Here is a 19,519-nt window from a genome sequence, read left to right as displayed (position 1 = left end):
GAGGGCGGTTGCCGCCGTGTCGCCACAGTCCCCCAGTAACTCGAGCATCTCGACCGACGCAGACCAAGCGGGCAAGAACCCCGCTGCGGCGTTCGGCCCCAACGAGTGGCTCGTCGACGAGATCTATCAGCAGTACCTCCAGGACCCCAATTCGGTAGACCGAGCCTGGTGGGACTTCTTCGCCGACTACAAGCCGGGCGCGGCTGCCGCCTCGGCTCCGGCGGGTACTGCGGCCGCGGGGGCCGCAGAGACCACCACCACCCCGGCGCCCGCTCCGGCCGCGCAGGCCCCGGCCGCCCCCGCGGCTCCCGCGCCGGCCCCCGCGGCCCCGAAGCCCGCGGCCGCCGCTCCGGCGCCCGCTGCCCCTCCCGCGAAGGCCGCTCCGGCCCCGGCGAAGCCCGCCGCTGCTGCCAAGGCCGCGCCCGCGACCGAGGCCGCCGACGGCCCCGAGCTGGTGACCCTGCGCGGTCCCGCCGCCGCCGTCGCGAAGAACATGAACGCCTCGCTGGAGCTGCCCACGGCCACGTCCGTGCGCGCGGTCCCGGTGAAGCTGCTGTTCGACAACCGCATCGTCATCAACAACCACCTCAAGCGCGCCCGGGGCGGGAAGATCTCCTTCACGCACCTGATCGGCTACGCGATGGTGCAGGCCATCAAGGCGATGCCGTCGATGAACTGGCACTACGCGGAGAAGGACGGGAAGCCCACCCTCGTCAAGCCGCCGCACGTCAACTTCGGCCTGGCCATCGACCTGGTGAAGCCGAACGGCGACCGCCAGCTCGTCGTCGCCGGCATCAAGAAGGCCGAGACGCTGAACTTCTTCGAGTTCTGGCAGGCCTACGAGGACATCGTCCGCCGCGCCCGCGACGGCAAGCTGACGATGGACGACTTCTCGGGTGTCACGGTCTCCCTGACCAACCCGGGCGGCCTCGGCACCGTCCACTCCGTGCCCCGCCTGATGCCCGGTCAGTCGGTCATCATGGGCGTCGGCTCCATGGACTACCCCGCGGAGTTCCAGGGCACCAGCCAGGACACCCTGAACAAGCTCGGCATCTCGAAGGTCATGACGCTCACGTCGACCTACGACCACCGGGTCATCCAGGGCGCCGCCTCCGGCGAGTTCCTGCGGATCGTCGCGAACCTCCTCCTCGGAGAGAACGGCTTCTACGACGAGATCTTCGAGTCCCTGCGCATCCCCTACGAGCCGGTCCGCTGGCTCAAGGACATCGACGCCTCGCACGACGACGACGTCACCAAGGCCGCGCGGGTCTTCGAGCTGATCCACTCCTACCGGGTCCGCGGCCACGTCATGGCCGACACCGACCCGCTGGAGTACCGCCAGCGCAAGCACCCCGACCTGGACATCACCGAGCACGGCCTCACCCTGTGGGACCTGGAGCGCGAGTTCGCCGTCGGCGGCTTCTCCGGCAAGTCCCTGATGAAGCTGCGCGACATCCTGGGCGTGCTGCGTGACTCGTACTGCCGCACCACCGGCATCGAGTTCATGCACATCCAGGACCCGAAGCAGCGCAAGTGGATCCAGGACCGCATCGAGCGCCCGCACTCCAAGCCGGAGCGCGAGGAGCAGCTGCGCATCCTGCGCCGGCTGAACGCGGCGGAGGCCTTCGAGACCTTCCTGCAGACGAAGTACGTCGGCCAGAAGCGCTTCTCCCTGGAGGGCGGCGAGTCCGTCATCCCGCTGCTGGACGCGGTCATCGACTCCGCCGCCGAGTCCCGCCTGGACGAGGTCGTCATCGGCATGGCCCACCGCGGCCGGCTGAACGTCCTCGCCAACATCGTCGGCAAGTCGTACGCGCAGATCTTCCGCGAGTTCGAGGGCAACCTCGACCCGAAGTCGATGCACGGCTCCGGCGACGTGAAGTACCACCTGGGCGCCCAGGGCACCTTCACCGGCCTGGACGGCGAGCAGATCACGGTCTCGCTGGCCGCCAACCCGTCCCACCTGGAGACGGTCGACCCGGTCATCGAGGGCATCGTCCGCGCCAAGCAGGACATCATCAACAAGGGCGGCACGGACTTCACCGTCCTGCCGGTCGCCCTGCACGGTGACGCGGCCTTCGCGGGCCAGGGTGTGGTCGCCGAGACGCTCAACATGTCGCAGCTGCGCGGCTACCGCACGGGCGGCACGGTCCACATCGTCATCAACAACCAGGTCGGCTTCACGGCGGCTCCCGAGTCGTCGCGTTCCTCGATGTACGCCACCGACGTGGCCCGCATGATCGAGGCGCCGATCTTCCACGTGAACGGCGACGACCCGGAGGCCGTGGTCCGCGTCGCGCGGCTGGCCTTCGAGTTCCGCCAGGCGTTCAACAAGGACGTGGTGATCGACCTCATCTGCTACCGCCGCCGCGGTCACAACGAGTCGGACAACCCGGCCTTCACCCAGCCGCTGATGTACGACCTGATCGACAAGAAGCGCTCGGTGCGCAAGCTCTACACCGAGTCCCTGATCGGTCGCGGCGACATCACCCTGGAAGAGGCCGAGCAGGCCCTGCAGGACTACCAGGGCCAGCTGGAGAAGGTCTTCACGGAGGTCCGCGAGGCCACGGCCCAGCCGGGCGTCGCCCCGGTCTCGGACCCGCAGGCCGAGTTCCCGGTCGCCGTGAACACCGCGATCTCCACGGAGGTCGTGAAGCGGATCGCCGAGTCCCAGGTCAACATCCCGGACTCCTTCCACGTACACCCGCGTCTGCTGCCTCAGCTGCAGCGCCGGGCGACGATGGTCGAGGACGGCACGATCGACTGGGGCATGGGCGAGACCCTCGCGGTCGGCTCCCTCCTCCTTGAGGGCACCCCGGTCCGCCTGTCCGGCCAGGACTCCCAGCGCGGCACCTTCGGCCAGCGCCACGCGGTCCTCATCGACCGCGAGACGGGCGAGGAGTACACCCCGCTGCAGTACCTCGCCGAGGAGCAGTCGCAGCAGGCGCGTTACAACGTCTACAACTCCCTGCTCTCCGAGTACGCGGTCATGGGCTTCGAGTACGGCTACTCGCTGGCCCGCCCCGACGCGCTCGTGATGTGGGAGGCGCAGTTCGGCGACTTCGTCAACGGCGCGCAGACCGTGGTCGACGAGTACATCTCGGCGGCGGAGCAGAAGTGGGGCCAGACGTCCGGCGTCACGCTCCTGCTCCCGCACGGCTACGAGGGCCAGGGCCCGGACCACTCCTCGGCCCGTGTGGAGCGCTTCCTCCAGCTCTGCGCCCAGAACAACATGACGGTGGCCATGCCCACGCTCCCGTCGAACTACTTCCACCTCCTGCGGTGGCAGGTGCACAACCCGCACCACAAGCCGCTGGTGGTCTTCACCCCGAAGTCGATGCTGCGCCTCAAGGCCGCCGCGTCGAAGACGGAGGAGTTCACCTCGGGTCAGTTCCGCCCGGTCATCGGCGACTCCACGGTCGACCCGGCCGCGGTCCGCAAGGTCGTCTTCGTGGCGGGCAAGCTGTACTACGACCTGGAGGCCGAGCGCACCAAGCGCGGCGCCACGGACATCGCGATCGTCCGCGTCGAGCGGCTGTACCCGCTGCCGGGTGCCGAGCTCCAGGCGGAGATCGCCAAGTACCCGAACGTCGAGAAGTACCTGTGGGCCCAGGAGGAGCCGGCGAACCAGGGTGCCTGGCCGTTCATCGCGCTCAACCTGATCGACCACCTGGACCTGGCGGTCGGCGCGGACGTCCCGCACGGCGAGCGGCTGCGGCGGATCTCCCGTCCGCACAGCTCGTCCCCGGCCGTCGGTTCCGCCAAGCGGCACCAGGCCGAGCAGGAGCAGCTCGTCCGTGAGGTGTTCGAGGCGTAGGCCTCCGGCGGTTCAGCGGAAAAGGCCCGGCCCCGAGTTCATGGTGACTCGGGGCCGGGCCCTGCGCCTATTGGGGCGGCTGGTCAAGTTCGTTTGCGGCTGCTGGTCCGTTGTGGCTTGTCGCGCAGTTCCCCGCGCCCCCTTGGGGCGCGGGGATCAGATCGGCTGGGGTTCGAAATCCCAGTGAGGGCTGTGCCGTTCGAGGATCTCGGCTGCGTGCGGATGGTCTGCGCCGAGCAGGGCGGTGAGCCGGTTCTCCGCCTCCGTGCGCAGGGCCTCGGCCTCCGCACGCTCCCCGAGCTCGGCGAGGTCGAGCGCCAGCCCTGCCCTGAGACTGATCGTCAGGATGTGCGAGTCGCCCAGGGCGCGGGCGGACCGCTCGGCGGCCTCCCGTCCCAGGGCGGCCGCGGCATCGGTGTCGCCGACGGTGGCCAGCGCGGCGATCCGGTTCTTGGCGCAGCCGATGGCCCAGGGGTGGTCCTGGCCGACCGCCCGCTCCATCTGGTGCGTGGTGTGCCGGGAAAGTTCCAGTGCCGCCCGCTTCTCGCCCATGTCCCGCATGACGATGGCCACGTTGTCCCGGGCTCCGATCGCATACGGGTGGCCGTCGCCGAGCTGGGAGGCGTAGTGCGTGGCGGTGGACTCGGCGAGCTCGCGGGCCTGCGTGCCCAGCCCCATGTGGCGCAGCAGCATGGCGTAGTCGCAGGAGACCATGAGCGTCTCCGGATGCAGCAGGCCCCATCGGCGCAGCAGCTTCTCCCGGACCCCACGCATCATGGCGTGCGCGAACTGCAGGTCCCCCACGCGCCGGGAGCACAGTGCCAGATTGTGCTCGGCGCGCACGGTCTGGCTGTGGTTGCGGTCGAGGATCTGGCTGTGGACACGGGAGTTGTGGCCCTGGATCTGCAGTGCCTCGCGGTACTGGCCGAGCAGCCTCAGCATCCAGGCGGTGTGCAGGGCCGAGTTGAGCGTGGCCGCGTTCTTGCCGCCGAGGAGTTCGACCCGGGCCTCGAAGATCCTCCGGTGCAGGGAGAGCGATTCGGTGTAGTGGCCCTGGAGGCCGATGGCGACGGCGAGGTTGCTGCGGATGGTGAGGGTGCGCGGCACGTTCTCGCCGCCCAGCTCGGCGGCGGCGCTCGCGGCGGCCTCCTCGAACAGGGCGCGTGCCTCCGTGTACCGGCCGAGCGCCATGAGCGTTCCACCGAGCCCGTCCTTGGCGCGGATCAGCTCGATGGGCCGTACGTCGTCTGCCTCGGTCAGCCGCATCAGGTTCTCCCGGCCGACCTCCTCCGCCTCGCTGTAACGGCCGATCCGGCGCAGCATGTTGGCGAGCTGGTGGACGGCGACGAGCACCGAGCGGTCGGCGTTGCCGAAGGCCGCGCGCCAGTTCTCGACGACCTGCCGGCTCAGCCACCAGCCCTCGTGGTACTCGCCGCGCATCCGCAGGTACTCGATGCAGTTGAGGACGAGTTCGCGCACGTCGTCCTCGGCCGACCGCAGCGCCCCGGACGGCTCCAGGTGCGGGATGAGCTCGGCGTACCGGGCCCAGTTGCCCGCCGAGGAGGAGTCGCGCGGGTCGGCGGAGACCAGGACCTTGCGGGCCGCGGCCGAGTAGTACGCGATGTCGTCGGGCGACTGGATGGAGCGTACGAAACGGTGGAAGAGCCGGTGCATACGGAGCGTGCTGACGGTCTGGGTGTCCAGGCGCGGGCTCTGCTCGTACTCGATCCGCATGGAGGTGATCTCGGACAGCTTGCGCAGTGCGCTGTTCCAGCTGCTGGGTTCCGCGACCAACTCGGCCAGTTCGGGCGGCAGATCCCCGCGGCGGGCGGTCTGCAGCAGCCGTACCGGCACCACGTCGGGCGAGAAGCAGGCGAGCAGGTTGAGCAGCTTCCAGGCCGGCTCGAAACCCTCGCGCAAGGTGTTGACGAGCTTCGCCCAGGCGACCTCGAAGCGCGGGTACCCGCCGGAGTTCACCACTCCGAACCGGTCCGGCCTGCCCTCGCCGATGTCCCGTATGTAGTCGCTCACGGACGCGGTCGGGGTCTGGTCCAGCCACGCGGCCATCTGGTCGAGGAGCAGCGGCATGTCCTCGACGGCTTCGGCGAGCCGCTCCGCCTCGTCGTCGGTCAGACGATCGGCGCGGCGCCGGACGAACGCGACGCTCTCCCGGCGTTCGAAGGCCGGCACGGTGAACGTCTCGGCGTGCGCTCCCCACTCCGTGCGGTGGGTGGTGACGAGGACGTGCCCGTGCCCCTGCGGCACGATGTCGAGCAGTCGCTCGGGGTCGCCCGCCGCTCCGTCCAGGACCAGCAGCCAGGGGCGTGCGGTGCTGTCGAGTTCGCGCCGTACGGCCTTGATCGTCTCCGACAGGTCGCCGCCGTCCGGCACGCCGAGCGGTGTGGCGAGCTCGGCGAACTGCTGGCGTGCGGTGATGCGCTGGGCGGCGGTGACCCACCAAACGATGTCGTACTCGCCGGAAAAGCGGTGCACATACTCCAGTGCCAGCTGGGTCTTGCCGAAGCCGCCGGGGCCGAGCAGGGCCACGGCGGCGCCGTCCCGGCCGGCCGCGGAGAAGGCGCCGTAGACCTTCTCCAGGAGTTCGGTACGGCCGATGAAGCGGCGGTTGCGGCGCGGCGCCTGCCACACCTCGGGCGGGTCGTCGGGGAAGCGGGGGCCGCGGGAGAGGGCGACGAGGGTGCCGGGGGCCGGGATGCCCGCGCACTCCAGGACGCGGCTGCGGGCCACCTCCGGTCTGAGTCCGCGCAGTTCGACGGGGGCCAGGGCGATGACGGCCTCCGGCATGGGCTGTGCGGTGATGCTCACTGCGGCGATCCGGTCCCGGTGGGCCGGGAGCACCTGCCGCAGGACATCGGCCCAGGCCTCGAACCTGCCGTGCCCGAGCCGCTCGTACCAGTCGTCGATGACGAGGAGGATGCGGCCGGGCGCGCTGAGCAGGTCGGTCAGCGAATCGGGGGTCGGCGGACGGCGCAGCGGATTCCAGCGCACCAGGGTGGTGGCGCGCCCGGCGGCCCGGATCTGGTGGTCGATCCATTTGGCCCAGGACTCGCTCTGCCCGGCGAAGACCACCGTGACGTGTCCGAGCTCTGCCGCCATCTCTCAGTTCCCCTCGACCGATCCTGGCCACAACTGTGCACAGGCTATTCGATTGTGCGTCAAAAAGGTTTCCAGGATGAAGAGTTGAGCCTGCTTGGTCTCATGCGGATCCTCGCGCGGTCCGGTTCAGCCGGTGCGCGACATGGCGGATGAGCCGTTCGAGGTCCGCGCAGTACACGCTGGGATGCAGAAACCCGCTGCCTGGTGCGTAGCGGTGCACATAGTTGCCGCCTCCGCACACCCTGCCCACCGGGCACTCGCGGCACTCGTCCGCCAGCCCCCGCTCGCCCAGCTGCCGGGCCGCGACCCCGGGATGCCGCAGCGCCTCGTCGAAGCTGTGCCGGAAGACGTCGAGGCCCGTCCGCGAGGCCCCCGCGTACGCCGACCGCAGCGAGTCGACCTGGTCGATGGAGCCGTCCGTCTCGACGACGACGGCGGCCAGCGGGGACAGCCCCACCGCCTCCGCCCCGCTCGGCGCCCCGAGCAGCAGGGCGGCGATCTCCTGGAAGAGCCGCACCCGCGTACGCAGCCGGCCCTCGTCCCACCAGGCGTCGAAGACGGCCGCGAGCCAGTCGCCGTAGGGCGTGGGGCGCGGGCGGTGCCGGCCGGGGGAGATCGGGGCCAGGCCCGGTGGCGGGTGGGCCCAGTTGGCGTGCGGGAGGAGGAAGTCGACGCCTGGCGGTTCCAGTTCGAGCAGCGACCGGTACACGTCGAGCGGGTCCGCCCCGAGGTCGATCGTGCAGAGGATTCCGGCATACGTCTCGGGGCGTGCCGTCAGCCGCAGCGCCGCCGCCCGGGCGGCGGGCCAGGCGGGACGGCCGGCGTGGTCGACGCGACGGGCGTTGTGGGCGGCGCGCCCGCCGTCGAGGCTGAGCCCCACCCGGATGCCGGCGGCGGCCAGCCGCCGAAGGGCGGCCGCGGTGAGGCGGGTGCCGTTGGTCTGGACGGTGGCGGTGACGTGGCAGTCGGCGGCGACGGCCTGTCGTACGGCACGGGCGTAGGCGAGTACCGGGCCCGGGCCGGTGAGAAGCGGTTCACCGCCGTGGAGTTCGATGCGGATGCCGTCGAGGCGATGGGCGCGTACGTGCTCGGCGATGCGGTGCGCGGTGCGCAGCATCGTGGTTTCGGGAGTACGGGCCGGCCGGTCGCGCCAGCCGTGGTCGGCGCCCTGGTACAGGTAGCAGTACGAGCAGTCGAGGTTGCAGCGGCCGTGGACCTTCAGCACGAACTGGCGGAAGGGGATGGGCTGATGGGCCGCGGTGTCGAGCTCGGCGTGGGGCCAGCGCGGGTGTGTGGTCATGGGGCGTCTTCGTAGTGGGCGACGACGACGGACTCCTCTTCCCTGGCACGGAGTTCGGCGAGGATCGCGGAGAGAACCGGGTGGTCGGTGTGGTCCGGGCGGGGGATTTCGGGGAGGGGTATGGGGGTGTCCTGGGGTGGTGCGGTCACTCGGGGGCCGCTTCGGGGTTCAGGCGGGCGAGGGCGGCTCGGACGTGCCTGGAGAGTTCGGGGTCAGTGGTGCGCCGGAGGGCCTCGGCATAGTCGCTCACGGCCTCCCGAGGAGATCCGAGCAGCTCCAGTGCGCCGCCACGATTCATCAGCGCGCGGGCCATCAGCTCGTCGTCGCTGGCTTCTCGGGCGTCGTTGATGCCCTGTGCGTAGTAGTCGGCCGACTTGTAGAGGTCACCGACCTCGCCCGTACGGTCGTGCAGGGCCGAGCACACGTTGCCCCGATCCAGCCGGCACAGCGCGAGGAAGCCATGTGCCTCCGGATCGGCGCCGCGCACGGCCTCACCCAGTATCCAGTCCGCTTCGTAGAGATCGGACAAGACCTCGTGGAGCAGGTAACGCCTCCAGTGGGCGAGCGCCAGCTGCCGCTGCCTCGACGGCAGCCGGGGATCGCCGGACATCGTCTCCTCGACGGCGGTGCGCAGCAGGTGCACAGCCCGGTTCACGTCCTCGGCGGATCCCGTGGACTCGCCCCGTCTGAGCAGGTCGACGCCGAAGTCCGTCAGTACCTCGCGGCGCCGCGCATCGTCCTCGCCGAGCAGTGAATCGGCCGCCGTCCACGCCTCGACGGCACGGTCCAGATGGGCGAGGTCCCGGGTGCGGTCGAAGCGGTCCCGGTAGACCCGCGCGGCCCACAGATGGCAGTCGAGCAGCAGTTCCTCGTCGCCACCGGCGGCCTCCAGGGCCTGGTCCACGGCCGACTGGATCAGCCGGCGTTCCCGGCGGTCGTCGCGCGGCGGCTGGAGGATCTCGGCGGCCGACGCCACGGTCAGCCAGATACGGCAGCGTTCGGCGGACGGCAGCACGGCCTGGTCCTGGACCGCAACCAGCAGGTCCTCCACCGCGCGCTCGGCAGCGATGGACGCGAGCTTGGGGCGGGGCCGTACGGTGATCGGGCCCGACCCCGCGTGCTGCTGTGCCACTTCGAACCACAAGGCGCCCCGCAGTGCGTACGCGCCCTCCGGCTCGGGGAACCGGATGCGTGTCCCGGCCGCCTCGATGGCCCGGTTCAAGTGCGCGAGGTACCACTGCTGGGGATCCGGCACCGGGAAGGAGCCGTCCTGGTCCTCCGTCCGCAGCACGCAGCCCGCGACGGCCCGCCGGACGTGCACCAGCGCCTCAGCGGCGATCCGTCTGCTGTCGAGCGCACCGGGCGTGGTCGCCGCGCCGTCGAGGACCGCGGTGAGGTCCCGGTCGGCCAGGTAGAGCAGGACGGCGTGTGCACGCTCCGTCCCGTGCGGCACGCTTCCGGCCCATTCGCGCAGGCTGTCGGGGATCCCGGAGAACCCGAGGCCCACCCGGGTCGCCTCGCGCCACTGCAGCCAGCAGACCGTCCCCCGGATGAGATGTGCCCGCATGGTCTCCGGCCCGTCGCCGACCGCCTCCCACGCGTCCCGGAGGTCGTCCCCCACTCCTCTCACCCGCCACCGTGCCAGGAGCGCGTTGGCCAGCTCCTCGGCCGCCGATGTCCACTCCTTTTCCGTTCGTGCGGCCGCCAGCGCCTGCCGCAGGTACTCCACCGCGGCGTCGAGTTCCCGGGTGAACCCCTGCGTCTCGTACCGCCCGATCGCCTCCCTGCCCTTGCTGAGCAGTTCCCAGGCGTTCGGCGCGAGCAGTGTCGGTACCGGCACCGCCGGGATCCGCGCGCCGAGGTCGCGCAGCACGTCGGCCGACACCTCCGCGAACGCCCGCAGCCCGGCCGGCTCGTGCTCGTCCGTGCGGGGGTCCGCCACGGGCGCCGTGCCCGGGTCGACGGCCCCGCGCAGGAACGCCCCCGCCAGCGCGGGAAAGTTGCGCACGCTGCGGCCGAACTTCCGCTCCACATAGTCGGAGAGGTGCTTGAACAGCAGCTCGGCCTCGTCGACCGCCAGCCGTTCCCGCAGCCGGGGCGCCACCCCGGGCAGGAACTCGTAGCGCACGGCCTGCGGGTCGTCCGCGTCGTCACGGCGCTGCACCAGACCGCCGAGCAGCACCTCGGAGAGCACCTCCGGGCCGGTCCCGGCGAGCATCGCGTGCTGCACCAGCTGCATCACGGGCAGGTACAGCGGCACCGCGGACAGATGCACGGCCAGCCTGCGGGCCTCCCGGGACGCGTTCCGCTGGAACGCACGGACGCGTTCCTCGGCGCTCAGGTCCTGCGCCGCCCGCACCGGCGCGGTGGACGCCGCGTGGTCGGCTCGCACCCAGCCCGCGGCAGCCGTCAGCGACTGCCCGCGGGCCCCCGACAGCAGCCGGGCCCAGCCCTCCACCGAGCCGCGCCGCAGGGCCAGCACGGGGATCGGTGCCGCGGCCCGGTCGACATGCCCCTTCTCGGGCGTGAACTCCAGCGTCCCGGCGGGCCCTTCGCGCCGGTGCAGCACCCCGCGCCGGGCCGGCAGATGGGTGCGCAGCCACATGCGCTGCGGCAGCGGCTGCACGACCGCCACCGGCGCGGTCGCGGCCCAGCGGTGCAGCAGCTGCTGCATCCGCCCGCTGCGCCACATGGGGCCCGCGCAGTCGCTGAGCACCAGGGTCAGCCTGCGACCGGTCGGGTCGCTGAGCTGCTCCGGAGCATGCAGCGGACCGGTGCGCTCGGGGGTGGCCGCGAGGCCGGGCAGACCTTCAGCGGTCTCGTGCAGGTACTGCATCTGCACCTCGCGGAAGGCGCCGGCCCGCTCGCAGACCTGGCGCAGCTCGTCGAGCGCCTGCTGCCACACCGCCATGGAGGTCGACACGTCCATCACCAGCAGCAGACGTGCCTCACGGCGGCGGTCGGCGCGCAGCACGGGCAGCACGAGCCCTGACTCGGCGGCCCGCTCGGCGGTGGCCCGCTCGTCCAGCGTCCTCGGTACGGGGCGTACGGGAGCGCGGTACCGCTGCAGCGGCCGTAACCCCCGTTGCAGTGCGAGGGGTTCGGGCAGCGCGGGGGCGGCGGGTACCCGGACCGGTGTCATCCGGACGGCCGCTCCCTCGCCTCCCGCTTCCGGCGCGAACAGCCCCGCCCGGTCCTGCTGTTCGCTGTCGACAGGGGGCGCGACGGATCCCGCCTGCGACACCGGGGGCGCGGGGGTGTCCGGCCCGTCGGCGGGCGTCGTCGTCGGGTCCGGTGCTCCGCGGGCGGCTTGCGGGGCGGTGCCGCTCGGCCCCGGCAGCCAGCGGGCCAGCCACAGGGCGTCGGCGAGCTCCTCGACCCCGGGCGGGATGCCCGCCTCGCGCAGCCGCGCGACCAGCGCCGTGAGCTCGGGGCTCACCTCGCCGGGCGACGGGTCCGGGGCTCGGGCCGGCATCGCTACCTGGGCCCCTGGTCCAGGGGGCGCATCAGCAACTGCGCGATCTCCTCGCGGCCGATCGCGTCCCGGGCCGCGTGCTGGGTGAGGAAGATGGCGTTGAGCAGCTGGTCGGTGGGGCGCATCGCGCCGTCCGCCTCCGCCTCCGTGAACTGCTCGACGATGTCGCGGTTGTCGTCGTACGAGCTCTGCCCGAAGTGGGCCTGGACGAGCGCGGCGAGGCGCTGGTCACGGGGTGCCCTGAGGTCGAGGGGGATGCACCGGCGCAGCAGCGGGGCGGGGAAGTCGCGCTCGCGGTTGCTGGTCATGACGACGAACGGGAAAGCCCGGCAGCGGACCTGACCGCCTGTCACCTCGACCCGGAGCCCGTCGTCGGTGAGCACCTTCACCACCGGTGTCCGGTCCGAGATCCGCTCCAGTTCGGGGATGGGGAACTTGCCCTCCTCCAGGACGTTGAGGAGGTCGTTCGGCAGGTCGATGTCGCTCTTGTCCAGCTCGTCGATGAGCAGCACCCGGGGCCGTTCGGCGGCGAGCAGCGCGGTGCCGAGCGGACCGAGCCTGATGTAGCGGCCGATGTCCTCGGAGACCGGCTCCCCCTGGGCCGTGGTGCGCTCCAGCTGTGCGTCCTGCAGCCGGCCGATGGCGTCGTACGTGTAGAGCCCGTCCCTCAGTTCGCTGCGGCTGACGATCGGCCACTCCAGGACCCGGCCGAGGCCGAGTTCGTGCGCGACGGAGTGCGCGAGCGTGGACTTGCCGACGCCCGGCTCGCCCGTGACGAGGAGGGGGCGCCTGAGGTACAGGGCCGCGTTGACGAGTTCCAGGGTGTCGACGTCCTGGATGGGCAGCGGGACGGTGCGCTCGCCGAGCCGACGGCGGGTCGAGGAGTCGAGGCCCGGGACCTCGTACGGGACCGGCGGGGCGTCGAACGCCCGCCAGGGCGGCGGGACCGGCAGCCGGCCGATCTTGTCCGGATCCGGTTCCCCGGTCCCCTCGTAGACGAACCACTGGCTCATGCTGTGCTCCTCGCCGACGGTCGGTGGTGTTCCACGGCCTGGCCGGCGGGGGCATGGGGCGCCCACAACGGGCCCCTGGAAATGTACCCAGCCCAGCGCCTCGACACCGCCGGTTTCGGCCAGCCGTCGTCTGTGTGCCGGACGCCGTTCACAGCGGGGCGTCCAGGGGGCCGGAGTCCTCCGCGGGCAGGGGCCGGCGGGGGTCGTCGTAGAGCAGCGCGAGCGGTTCCGCCCAGCGGCTCTCGGCGTGCTGCTCGCTGATCGCCTGCCGTACGGACCGCAGCCGGTCCGGGAGTTCGGCGAGGGAGCCCAGTGATCCGAGCAGTGTCCCGGCCCGGACGTGCAGGGTGTCGCAGTCGTCCGAGCAGATGTGGGCGGCCTGCCCGCCGATGCGCCACAGAGCGACGCCGTGCCCGTTCTCCAGGGCGAGCCTCATCGCGTTCTGCCCGGCGCCGCGCCCGGCCGGGCGGCACATGACGGGCACCAGGCCGTGGTCGGCGTTGTGGTAGTCCCGGGCGTTCTGGACGACGCCCCGCACGGGAATGCGCCAGCCTCTGAAACGGGGCTCGGCGGTCATGGCCTGCCAGCGGTCCGTCCAGAGTTTGTCCGGTTCTCCACGGCGCTCGATGGAGCGCAGTACGACGCCCCGGCGTGCGCCCAGGGCTCCGGGATCGTCCAGTTCGGCGACGTCCTCCAGCCGCCAGCGATGCACGGCGGTGTCGAAGAGGTCCGCGGGCAGGGCGACTTCGAGCGGCACCGGTCGGCCCGCCCGGTCCTTGCGACGCAGCAGATCGTTCAGCGGAGCACGCAGTGCCCGCACGAGGTCGCGGGGCAGCACTCCGTCCGCCGAGTCGTCCGCCTCGACCAGTTCGGGTTCGCTCCCGGGAGTGCCTTCGTCGAACCAGATCTGCCAGAAGAAGCGGCTGGGATCATCGATCACGGGATCGAGCAGGACGGCGACGGTGGGGCCCTCGCCGGGGCCGGGGTAGGGGATCACGATGCGTTCCGGCTTCTCCCCGGGCGCCGGCAGCAGGGCCTGCGGGAGGCCGGCCTCCCGGACGAAGTCGTGCATGTGTCGGTACGGGTGCCTGCGCAGCCGCTTCTCGATCCACCTGCTCAGCTCGTCGCATTCGCCCCCTCGGGAGCGGGTGTACTCCGCCGCGAACCTCAGGTACCGCAGGAATGCGAGCGAGTCGAGCGGATGCGCTCCCTCGTAGAGCAGTCCGTGTCCGTCGCGCCAGGTGAGCAGGGCCGGGGTCTCGCCCGGCCACCGGTTGTTGCTGCGGGCGCGGGCCGCGAGGATCTCCACGGTGTGGGTGTCGGGCGGCGTGGGCAGCGAGGCGAGCAGGCGCAGCGCCTCACGCCGGTCGCCGGGCGTCCACCGCTCGCCGTCACCGGCCCGCGGGCCGGCCTGCAGGTCGATCCAGTTGTCGCCGGCCTCGGACACCGGCTCCCCGCCGTGCCACCGGTCGTGGGCGGCCATCACCGTGCGGTACGTCTCCTCCCCGAAACGGCGCAGGGCTGAGATCGACACCGCCATTCCGCCGTCCTTCTGCACGCGGCGCGACTTGACCAGTCCGACGACGGCTCCGCTGTCCGGATCGACCAGCGGCCCGCCCGACAGCCCGCCGGGAAACTCGATGTCGGGCTTGATGATCAGCCCGTACGTGTCCTCGTGGCCGTTGATCTCGGCGATCACCGGCCGTTCGTGGATGTACGGCGGAGCGGGATAGGAGCCGTAGACGTGGACGACGCCGAAGTGCTGCACGGCCCGGTCGGGCAGCCACATGCACTCGTGGGGGTGGTCCTCGGGGTCGCCGGTCAGCCGGACCAGGGCCAGGTCCTCCTCCAGCGGTATGCGGGCCCGGCCCGGATCGGTGAGCAGCCACTGCTCCAGCCGGGCCGGGGCGTCGACGCCCACGCCGCGCACCCGGAACTTCTTCTGACAATCGCCTTTGAGGTTCGCGCTCAGTACGTGCGCGGCCGTGAGGACCCAGCCCGGCGCGACGAAGAACCCGCTGCCCCATGTGGGGCCGTCGCCGCCACCGGCGTCCAGTATCTGCACGGTGGCGGCTCTGGCGAGCGCGTCCAGGCGCTCGTTGACCCCGGTCACTGCGCGGACGGGTCGAGGGAGGTGTCCGGCGCGGGTGGACCGTCGAACTTCCAGGTCAGCGTGACCTCCAGGGACGCCTTGGCCTCCCCTCGGGCGAGTACGGCCACCGCCAGTCCCTCCTTGGCGGTCAGCTCGACCCCGAAGGTGATGGCGGCCTCGGAGGGCCTGGCCGCGCGCGCGGCCTCCAGCACGGTGCCGCCGACCCCCCTGATCAGCTCCTGGAGCTGCTCGACCTTGGCGAGGGCGGCTTCGGTGAAGCCGACGTCCTCCTGGTCCCCGTAGGCGTCCCCCGCACCGATCCTCGCGGTGATCACCGTGCCGTCAGGCAGTTCGATGTCCTGGATGTGACTCATTCCGCTCCCCCGTCGAGCTCGCACCGCCCGGTCAACGGACCGGGTTCGACGTCCACTTGAACTGCGACGAGGCTAATGCGCCACTCGGTTGCACGCGACCCCGCCTGCCTTCCGGATCGGGGCGTGCACGGCACGGAATATCCTGGGGAGGCAGGCCCCAGGCTCGTCCGCATCAGGAGCAAGAGTTGTACTTCACCGACCGAGGCATCGAAGAACTCGAGAAGCGGCGCGGCGAGGAAGAGGTCACCTTCGAGTGGCTCGCCGAGCAGCTGCGCACGTTCGTCGACCTCAACCCGGACTTCGAGGTGCCGGTGGAGCGGCTGGCGACCTGGCTGGCGCGGCTGGACGACGAGGACGACGAGTAGGACTCCGGGGGGTCCGGCTGCCGGGGCGCCCGCGCGGCGCCCCTTTTCCGTGCCCCTCGGTCTCAGGGCACTCGTGCGCCTCAGCCCCAGGGCACTCGTGGCCCCTGACCCCCAAGGCATTCCCAGCCCTCGGTCCTAGGGCTGCACGGCCCGCACTCCCAAGACGGCACGGCCCGCAGTCCCAGGGCAGGCGTCGCCCTCAGTCCCACGGCCGCACCAGGTCGTACGCCAACCCCAGCGCCCCGTGTGCCAGCAGCAGCGCCCCGGCCACCGTCCAGCCGCCGCTGCGGCGCCGTAGGCCCCATGCCGTGAGCGGGAGCCCGGCCGCCACCTGGGCCAGGGCCAGGGCGCGCGCCCGTGGGGTCCCCGACCACGGCAGCCACGGGCCCAGGTGGCTGCTCTCGACGGCGTCGAGTTCCGCCCGTACCGCCTCGCGCCATCCCGGCCACTCGGCGGGGCGGGCGTCCGGCAGGGCGTGCGCGGCCGCGCGGAGGCGGTCGGCGGGTTGGCCCGGGGTGAGGCCGTCGGGGAGAGCGACTCCCGCGCGCGTGAGGACGGCGATCAGGGCGCGCAGGCGGGCGCGGGCGTCCGTGCCGGGGGCGGGTTTCGTGAGGTGGTCCAGGCCCTCGACGTCGAGAACCGGGTCCAGGCCCAGGCGGGCCGCGAACGTGCGCATGGCCTCGTCCTCACCGGCCGGGGTGCCGTTCGCGAGCCAGATGTAGCCGACGGGGCGGCGGAAGCCCGACGCGAGGGTGAAACCGGCGCGGTCGGCGTCCCACCACAGGGCGAGTACGGGCCAGGGAGCGCCGACGGCGAGAGCGGTGGCCCAGCCGGTCAGGACGCGGTCGACGGGGTCGCCGTCCTGCAGCCAGGGCCTGCCCTCGGGAACGAGCAGACTCCAGGCGGCGCCCGCCGGGGCGAGCAGCATGCGGTCGCGCAGCAGGTGGGCGGCGGGGGCGACGGACTCGGGCTGCGCCCGGCACAGGAGCAGGGCACCGACGTTCGACATGGTCACACGCTAGGGCGATTCGACCGCTTTGGTCATTTTCGAGGCTGCGGAGATCACCTGCACGAGTGTCTTGACTTTCCCCGTCCGCGATATATCGTGAATTGCAGGAGACGCGATATGGCGCGTTGTGACGGGGAGGTCTGCACCATGTCCGAGTGGTCTGTCGGTGAGCCGCGGAAACTCACGTTCGACAAGCCCGTGCGCGAGCTCCACGTACGCATCGTCAACGGAACGGTGAACGTGGTGGGCACGGACGAAGGTTCCGCCCGGCTGGAGGTCTCCGAGATCGAGGGACCACCGCTGCTGGTGAGCCAGCAGGGCGGCACACTCACCGTCGCGTACGACGACCTGCCCTGGAAGGGCTTCCTCAAGTGGCTCGACCGCAAGGGATGGCGGCGCAGCGCCGTCGTCTCCCTCGCCGTCCCCGCCGACACGCGCGTGGAGGTGGGCGTGGTCGGCGCCGCGGCGGTGGTCTCCGGAATCGACGGGCGTACGGAGGTGAAGGGCGTCACCGGGGACACGACCCTGGTGGGGCTGACGGGCCCGGTGCGCGCCGACACCGTGTCGGGGAACCTGGAGGCGCAGGCCCTCCGCGGCGACCTCCGCTTCAACTCCGTCTCCGGCGATCTGACCGTGGTCGAGGCCGGATCCTCGGTCAAGGCGGACTCGGTGAGCGGCTCGATGATCGTCGACCTCGATCCGGCGAGCCGCCCGACCGACATCGTCCTGGCGAACGTCTCCGGCGAGATCGCCATCCGGCTGCCCCACCCGGCGGACGCGGAGGTGGAGGCGAACACGGCGAGCGGCACGGTGTCCAACGCCTTCGAGGACCTGCGGGTCAGCGGCCAGTGGGGCGCCAAGAGGATCACCGGCCGGCTCGGCTCGGGCAGCGGAAGCCTGAAGGCGACGACCGTCTCGGGCTCGATCGCCCTGCTGCGGCGGCCCCCGGCGGAGGACGAGCCGTGGGACGTGGCGCCCGAGGACATCGGCCCCCTGGTCGAGGACAAGCCTCCGGCGGGTTCGGAGCCGGCCGCGGAGACCGGCCCGGCGAACACCCCGGCGGACGGACCACACGACGAATCGGGGGACAATTCCGTTTCCGGCCAGGACGACGACTCGACCGCTGACTCGACCGACGCCCCGGCCGACGGCACGACCGACAAGAAGGTGCTCTGACATGCCTCCCGTCTTCGCCCACGGCCGCCTCCGCCTCTATCTGCTGAAACTGCTGGACGAGGCCCCGCGCCACGGCTACGAGGTGATCCGCCTCCTCGAAGAGCGGTTCCAGGGGCTGTACGCGCCGTCGGCAGGCACCGTCTACCCCCGCCTGGCCAAGCTCGAGGCCGAGGGGCTGGTCACCCACACCACCGAGGGCGGCCGCAAGGTGTACGCCATCACGGACGCGGGCCGCGCCGAACTGGCCGACCGCAGCGGCGAGCTGGCCGACCTGGAGCTGGAGATCCGCGAGTCGGTCGCGGAGCTGGCCGCCGAGATCCGTGCCGATGTACGCGGCGCGGCGGGCGATCTGCGGCGCGAGATGCGGGCCGCGGCCACGGAGGCCCGGCGGGGCGCCGGAGGCAAGGGGCGCGGCGAACAGGACGGCTCCCCCGGTGACTTCGGGGAGTACGCCGACAACGAGTCCTGGCGTGCCGCGAAGGAGGAGATGCGGCGCGTCAAGCAGGAGTGGAAGGAGCAGGCGAGGCGCGCCAAGGACGAGAGCCGCAGGGCCCGCGAGGAGGCCCAGCGCGCCCGGCGCCAGGCCAAGGAGGCGCAGGAGCAGGCCCGGGCCCAGGCGCAGGAGGAGCTGCAGCGCATCGCCAAGCGGGTGCAGGAGCAGGTGCAGGACCACTTCGCGCGGGGCGACTGGCCGACGGGGGTGCGGGAGGGCCTGACCGAACTGGCCAAGGAGTTCGGTGACTTCGGGAAGGACTTCGGCAGGGAGTTCGGAAAGGACTTCGGATTCGGGCGGACCGGCACCGGCACCTCGGCAGCACGGCCCGAGTACTCGCACACCAAGGAGGACTTCCCGGCGGAGTACGAACCGTCCTGGGCGCACGAGGCCACCACCGGAGACCCGTCCCGCGACCTCGACCGCCTGCTCGACCGCTTCCGGGACGACATCCGTGACGCGGCCCGGGACCACGGCGTCACGGACGAGCAGCTCCGCGACGCCCGCCGCCATCTGTCGACGGCGGCGGCACACATCGGAGCGATACTGCGTACACCAAGGGCCTGAGTACCGACGGGCCGCCCTCTGCGGAGGCAGACGTCAGGTGCACTGCCAGAGGAAGCGGCCCTCCTTGCCGTCCGGCGAGAGGAACGCATAACCGACGCCCGCGTCACCGAAGTTGACGTCGAAGGGCAGCTTCCCGGAGTCCAGCTGGACCACCAGTTGCCATCCGTCACCGGGCGTCTCGTCGCCCTGTAGCCAGTGGGGTTCGACACCGGGACCGCCGAGGAACTGCCAGGGCCGACGGTCCTCTTCCGCACCGGAGTGTTCTTCCTCACCGGAGTGCTCGCCGGAGTCGGTGTGCCGCGGCAGATGGTCGGGGCCCGCGCTCGGTCCCTCCGCTCGTCGCTCGACGGTCACGAAGTCCGGGATGCGGCCGCTGGGTTGGATCACCAGTGCGTTCTCCCCGCCCTCCGGCTCCCAGGTGCCGTCGACGTACTCCCCGTCGTCCCCGGTCATGAACAGATGGGCGAGCCGGCCGCCCTCCAGGGCGAACTGGCCCAGGAACTCCATCGGCCGGCCGCTCTCACGCGACAGCGGCCACTGCGGCTCCTCCAGCCACACGGGCTGCCCGCCCACCTTGGTCACCGCCTCACGCACAGCCCCGTCCGCAGGGACGAACACGAGCGGCACGGGCTCGGACACCTCCATGAGAGCTCCTTCGAAGGACCAGGCCAACCTCGGCAGGCCCCACCCTAGAACCCCCCACGGACGCACCCTGCCTGGA

Annotated in this window: 13 protein-coding genes; 4 read left to right on the top strand and 9 right to left on the bottom strand. The window is 71.8% G+C overall.

Annotated elements, in window-relative coordinates; all coding sequences use genetic code 11:
• Nucleotides 1-16 precede the first annotated feature (16 nt).
• Nucleotides 17-3,817 carry a multifunctional oxoglutarate decarboxylase/oxoglutarate dehydrogenase thiamine pyrophosphate-binding subunit/dihydrolipoyllysine-residue succinyltransferase subunit gene (locus tag ACWDAG_RS34380; RefSeq protein ID WP_450699463.1) on the top strand — a complete coding sequence of 1,267 codons (3,801 nt, stop codon included), beginning with the start codon at nt 17-19 and terminating at the stop codon, nt 3,815-3,817.
• 156 nt (nt 3,818-3,973) lie between these two features.
• Here the strand turns inward: ACWDAG_RS34380 and fxsT are convergent, their stop codons facing one another.
• From fxsT to ACWDAG_RS34345, 7 genes are all read right to left on the bottom strand, one after another.
• The gene (gene fxsT / locus ACWDAG_RS34375; RefSeq protein ID WP_450699462.1) at nt 3,974-6,934 is read right to left on the bottom strand and encodes an FxSxx-COOH system tetratricopeptide repeat protein; all 2,961 of its coding nucleotides are present in this window, start codon (nt 6,932-6,934) and stop codon (nt 3,974-3,976) included.
• 100 nt (nt 6,935-7,034) lie between these two features.
• The gene (locus tag ACWDAG_RS34370) at nt 7,035-8,234 is read right to left on the bottom strand and encodes an FxsB family cyclophane-forming radical SAM/SPASM peptide maturase (RefSeq protein ID WP_450699461.1); all 1,200 of its coding nucleotides are present in this window, start codon (nt 8,232-8,234) and stop codon (nt 7,035-7,037) included.
• Nucleotides 8,231-8,383 carry a hypothetical protein gene (locus ACWDAG_RS34365; protein WP_450699460.1) on the bottom strand — a complete coding sequence of 51 codons (153 nt, stop codon included), beginning with the start codon at nt 8,381-8,383 and terminating at the stop codon, nt 8,231-8,233. The genes ACWDAG_RS34370 and ACWDAG_RS34365 overlap by 4 nt, the downstream gene beginning before the upstream one ends.
• Nucleotides 8,380-11,709 (bottom strand): SAV_2336 N-terminal domain-related protein, encoded by a 3,330-nt coding sequence (locus ACWDAG_RS34360; protein WP_450699459.1) that lies wholly within the window; start codon nt 11,707-11,709, stop codon nt 8,380-8,382. The genes ACWDAG_RS34365 and ACWDAG_RS34360 overlap by 4 nt, the downstream gene beginning before the upstream one ends.
• Before the next feature lie 2 nt (nt 11,710-11,711).
• Nucleotides 11,712-12,722: an AAA family ATPase gene (locus ACWDAG_RS34355; RefSeq protein WP_450699458.1), complete on the bottom strand. Its 1,011-nt coding sequence runs from the start codon at nt 12,720-12,722 to the stop codon at nt 11,712-11,714.
• 148 nt (nt 12,723-12,870) lie between these two features.
• Nucleotides 12,871-14,835, bottom strand: coding sequence for a VMAP-C domain-containing protein (locus ACWDAG_RS34350; RefSeq protein WP_450699457.1), 1,965 nt, complete (start codon nt 14,833-14,835; stop codon nt 12,871-12,873).
• On the bottom strand, nt 14,832-15,188 hold the full coding sequence (locus tag ACWDAG_RS34345) for a CU044_2847 family protein (RefSeq protein WP_450699456.1): 357 nt from the start codon (nt 15,186-15,188) through the stop codon (nt 14,832-14,834). The genes ACWDAG_RS34350 and ACWDAG_RS34345 overlap by 4 nt, the downstream gene beginning before the upstream one ends.
• A 185-nt stretch (nt 15,189-15,373) precedes the next feature.
• Here ACWDAG_RS34345 and ACWDAG_RS34340 point away from each other — a divergent pair, with 185 nt between their 5' ends.
• A complete protein-coding gene (locus ACWDAG_RS34340; RefSeq protein WP_003992906.1) occupies nt 15,374-15,553 on the top strand; it encodes a DUF6104 family protein in 180 nt (59 codons plus the stop codon).
• 199 nt (nt 15,554-15,752) lie between these two features.
• Here the strand turns inward: ACWDAG_RS34340 and ACWDAG_RS34335 are convergent, their stop codons facing one another.
• Nucleotides 15,753-16,562, bottom strand: coding sequence for a hypothetical protein (locus ACWDAG_RS34335; protein ID WP_450699455.1), 810 nt, complete (start codon nt 16,560-16,562; stop codon nt 15,753-15,755).
• A gap of 147 nt (nt 16,563-16,709) precedes the next feature.
• Between ACWDAG_RS34335 and ACWDAG_RS34330 the strand changes: the two genes are divergently transcribed.
• Together ACWDAG_RS34330 and ACWDAG_RS34325 are read left to right on the top strand one after the other, a co-directional pair.
• Complete coding sequence (locus ACWDAG_RS34330; RefSeq protein WP_450699454.1) at nt 16,710-17,738, top strand: DUF4097 family beta strand repeat-containing protein; 1,029 nt, start codon at nt 16,710-16,712, stop codon at nt 17,736-17,738.
• 1 nt (nt 17,739) lies between these two features.
• The gene (locus tag ACWDAG_RS34325; protein ID WP_450699453.1) at nt 17,740-18,798 is read left to right on the top strand and encodes a PadR family transcriptional regulator; all 1,059 of its coding nucleotides are present in this window, start codon (nt 17,740-17,742) and stop codon (nt 18,796-18,798) included.
• Nucleotides 18,799-18,831: 33 nt separating this feature from the next.
• On the opposite strand, the gene ACWDAG_RS34320 is transcribed toward ACWDAG_RS34325, so the two are convergent.
• Nucleotides 18,832-19,443 carry a hypothetical protein gene (locus tag ACWDAG_RS34320; protein ID WP_450699452.1) on the bottom strand — a complete coding sequence of 204 codons (612 nt, stop codon included), beginning with the start codon at nt 19,441-19,443 and terminating at the stop codon, nt 18,832-18,834.
• Nucleotides 19,444-19,519: the final 76 nt, after the last annotated feature.

The sequence above is a fragment of the Streptomyces sp. NPDC001157 genome (assembly GCF_053598255.1).
Note: the sequence above shows the minus strand (reverse complement) of the source record. Positions and strands in the feature narration are given on the sequence as shown.

Coding starts and splice junctions, on each gene's coding strand:
- fxsT (WP_450699462.1), bottom strand. CDS start 6,934: ATGGCGGCAGAGCTCGGACACGTCACGGTGGTCTTCGCCGGGCAGAGC.
- ACWDAG_RS34370 (WP_450699461.1), bottom strand. CDS start 8,234: ATGACCACACACCCGCGCTGGCCCCACGCCGAGCTCGACACCGCGGCC.
- ACWDAG_RS34360 (WP_450699459.1), bottom strand. CDS start 11,709: ATGCCGGCCCGAGCCCCGGACCCGTCGCCCGGCGAGGTGAGCCCCGAG.
- ACWDAG_RS34355 (WP_450699458.1), bottom strand. CDS start 12,722: ATGAGCCAGTGGTTCGTCTACGAGGGGACCGGGGAACCGGATCCGGAC.
- ACWDAG_RS34345 (WP_450699456.1), bottom strand. CDS start 15,188: ATGAGTCACATCCAGGACATCGAACTGCCTGACGGCACGGTGATCACC.
- ACWDAG_RS34335 (WP_450699455.1), bottom strand. CDS start 16,562: ATGTCGAACGTCGGTGCCCTGCTCCTGTGCCGGGCGCAGCCCGAGTCC.
- ACWDAG_RS34330 (WP_450699454.1), top strand. CDS start 16,710: ATGTCCGAGTGGTCTGTCGGTGAGCCGCGGAAACTCACGTTCGACAAG.
- ACWDAG_RS34325 (WP_450699453.1), top strand. CDS start 17,740: ATGCCTCCCGTCTTCGCCCACGGCCGCCTCCGCCTCTATCTGCTGAAA.
- ACWDAG_RS34320 (WP_450699452.1), bottom strand. CDS start 19,443: ATGGAGGTGTCCGAGCCCGTGCCGCTCGTGTTCGTCCCTGCGGACGGG.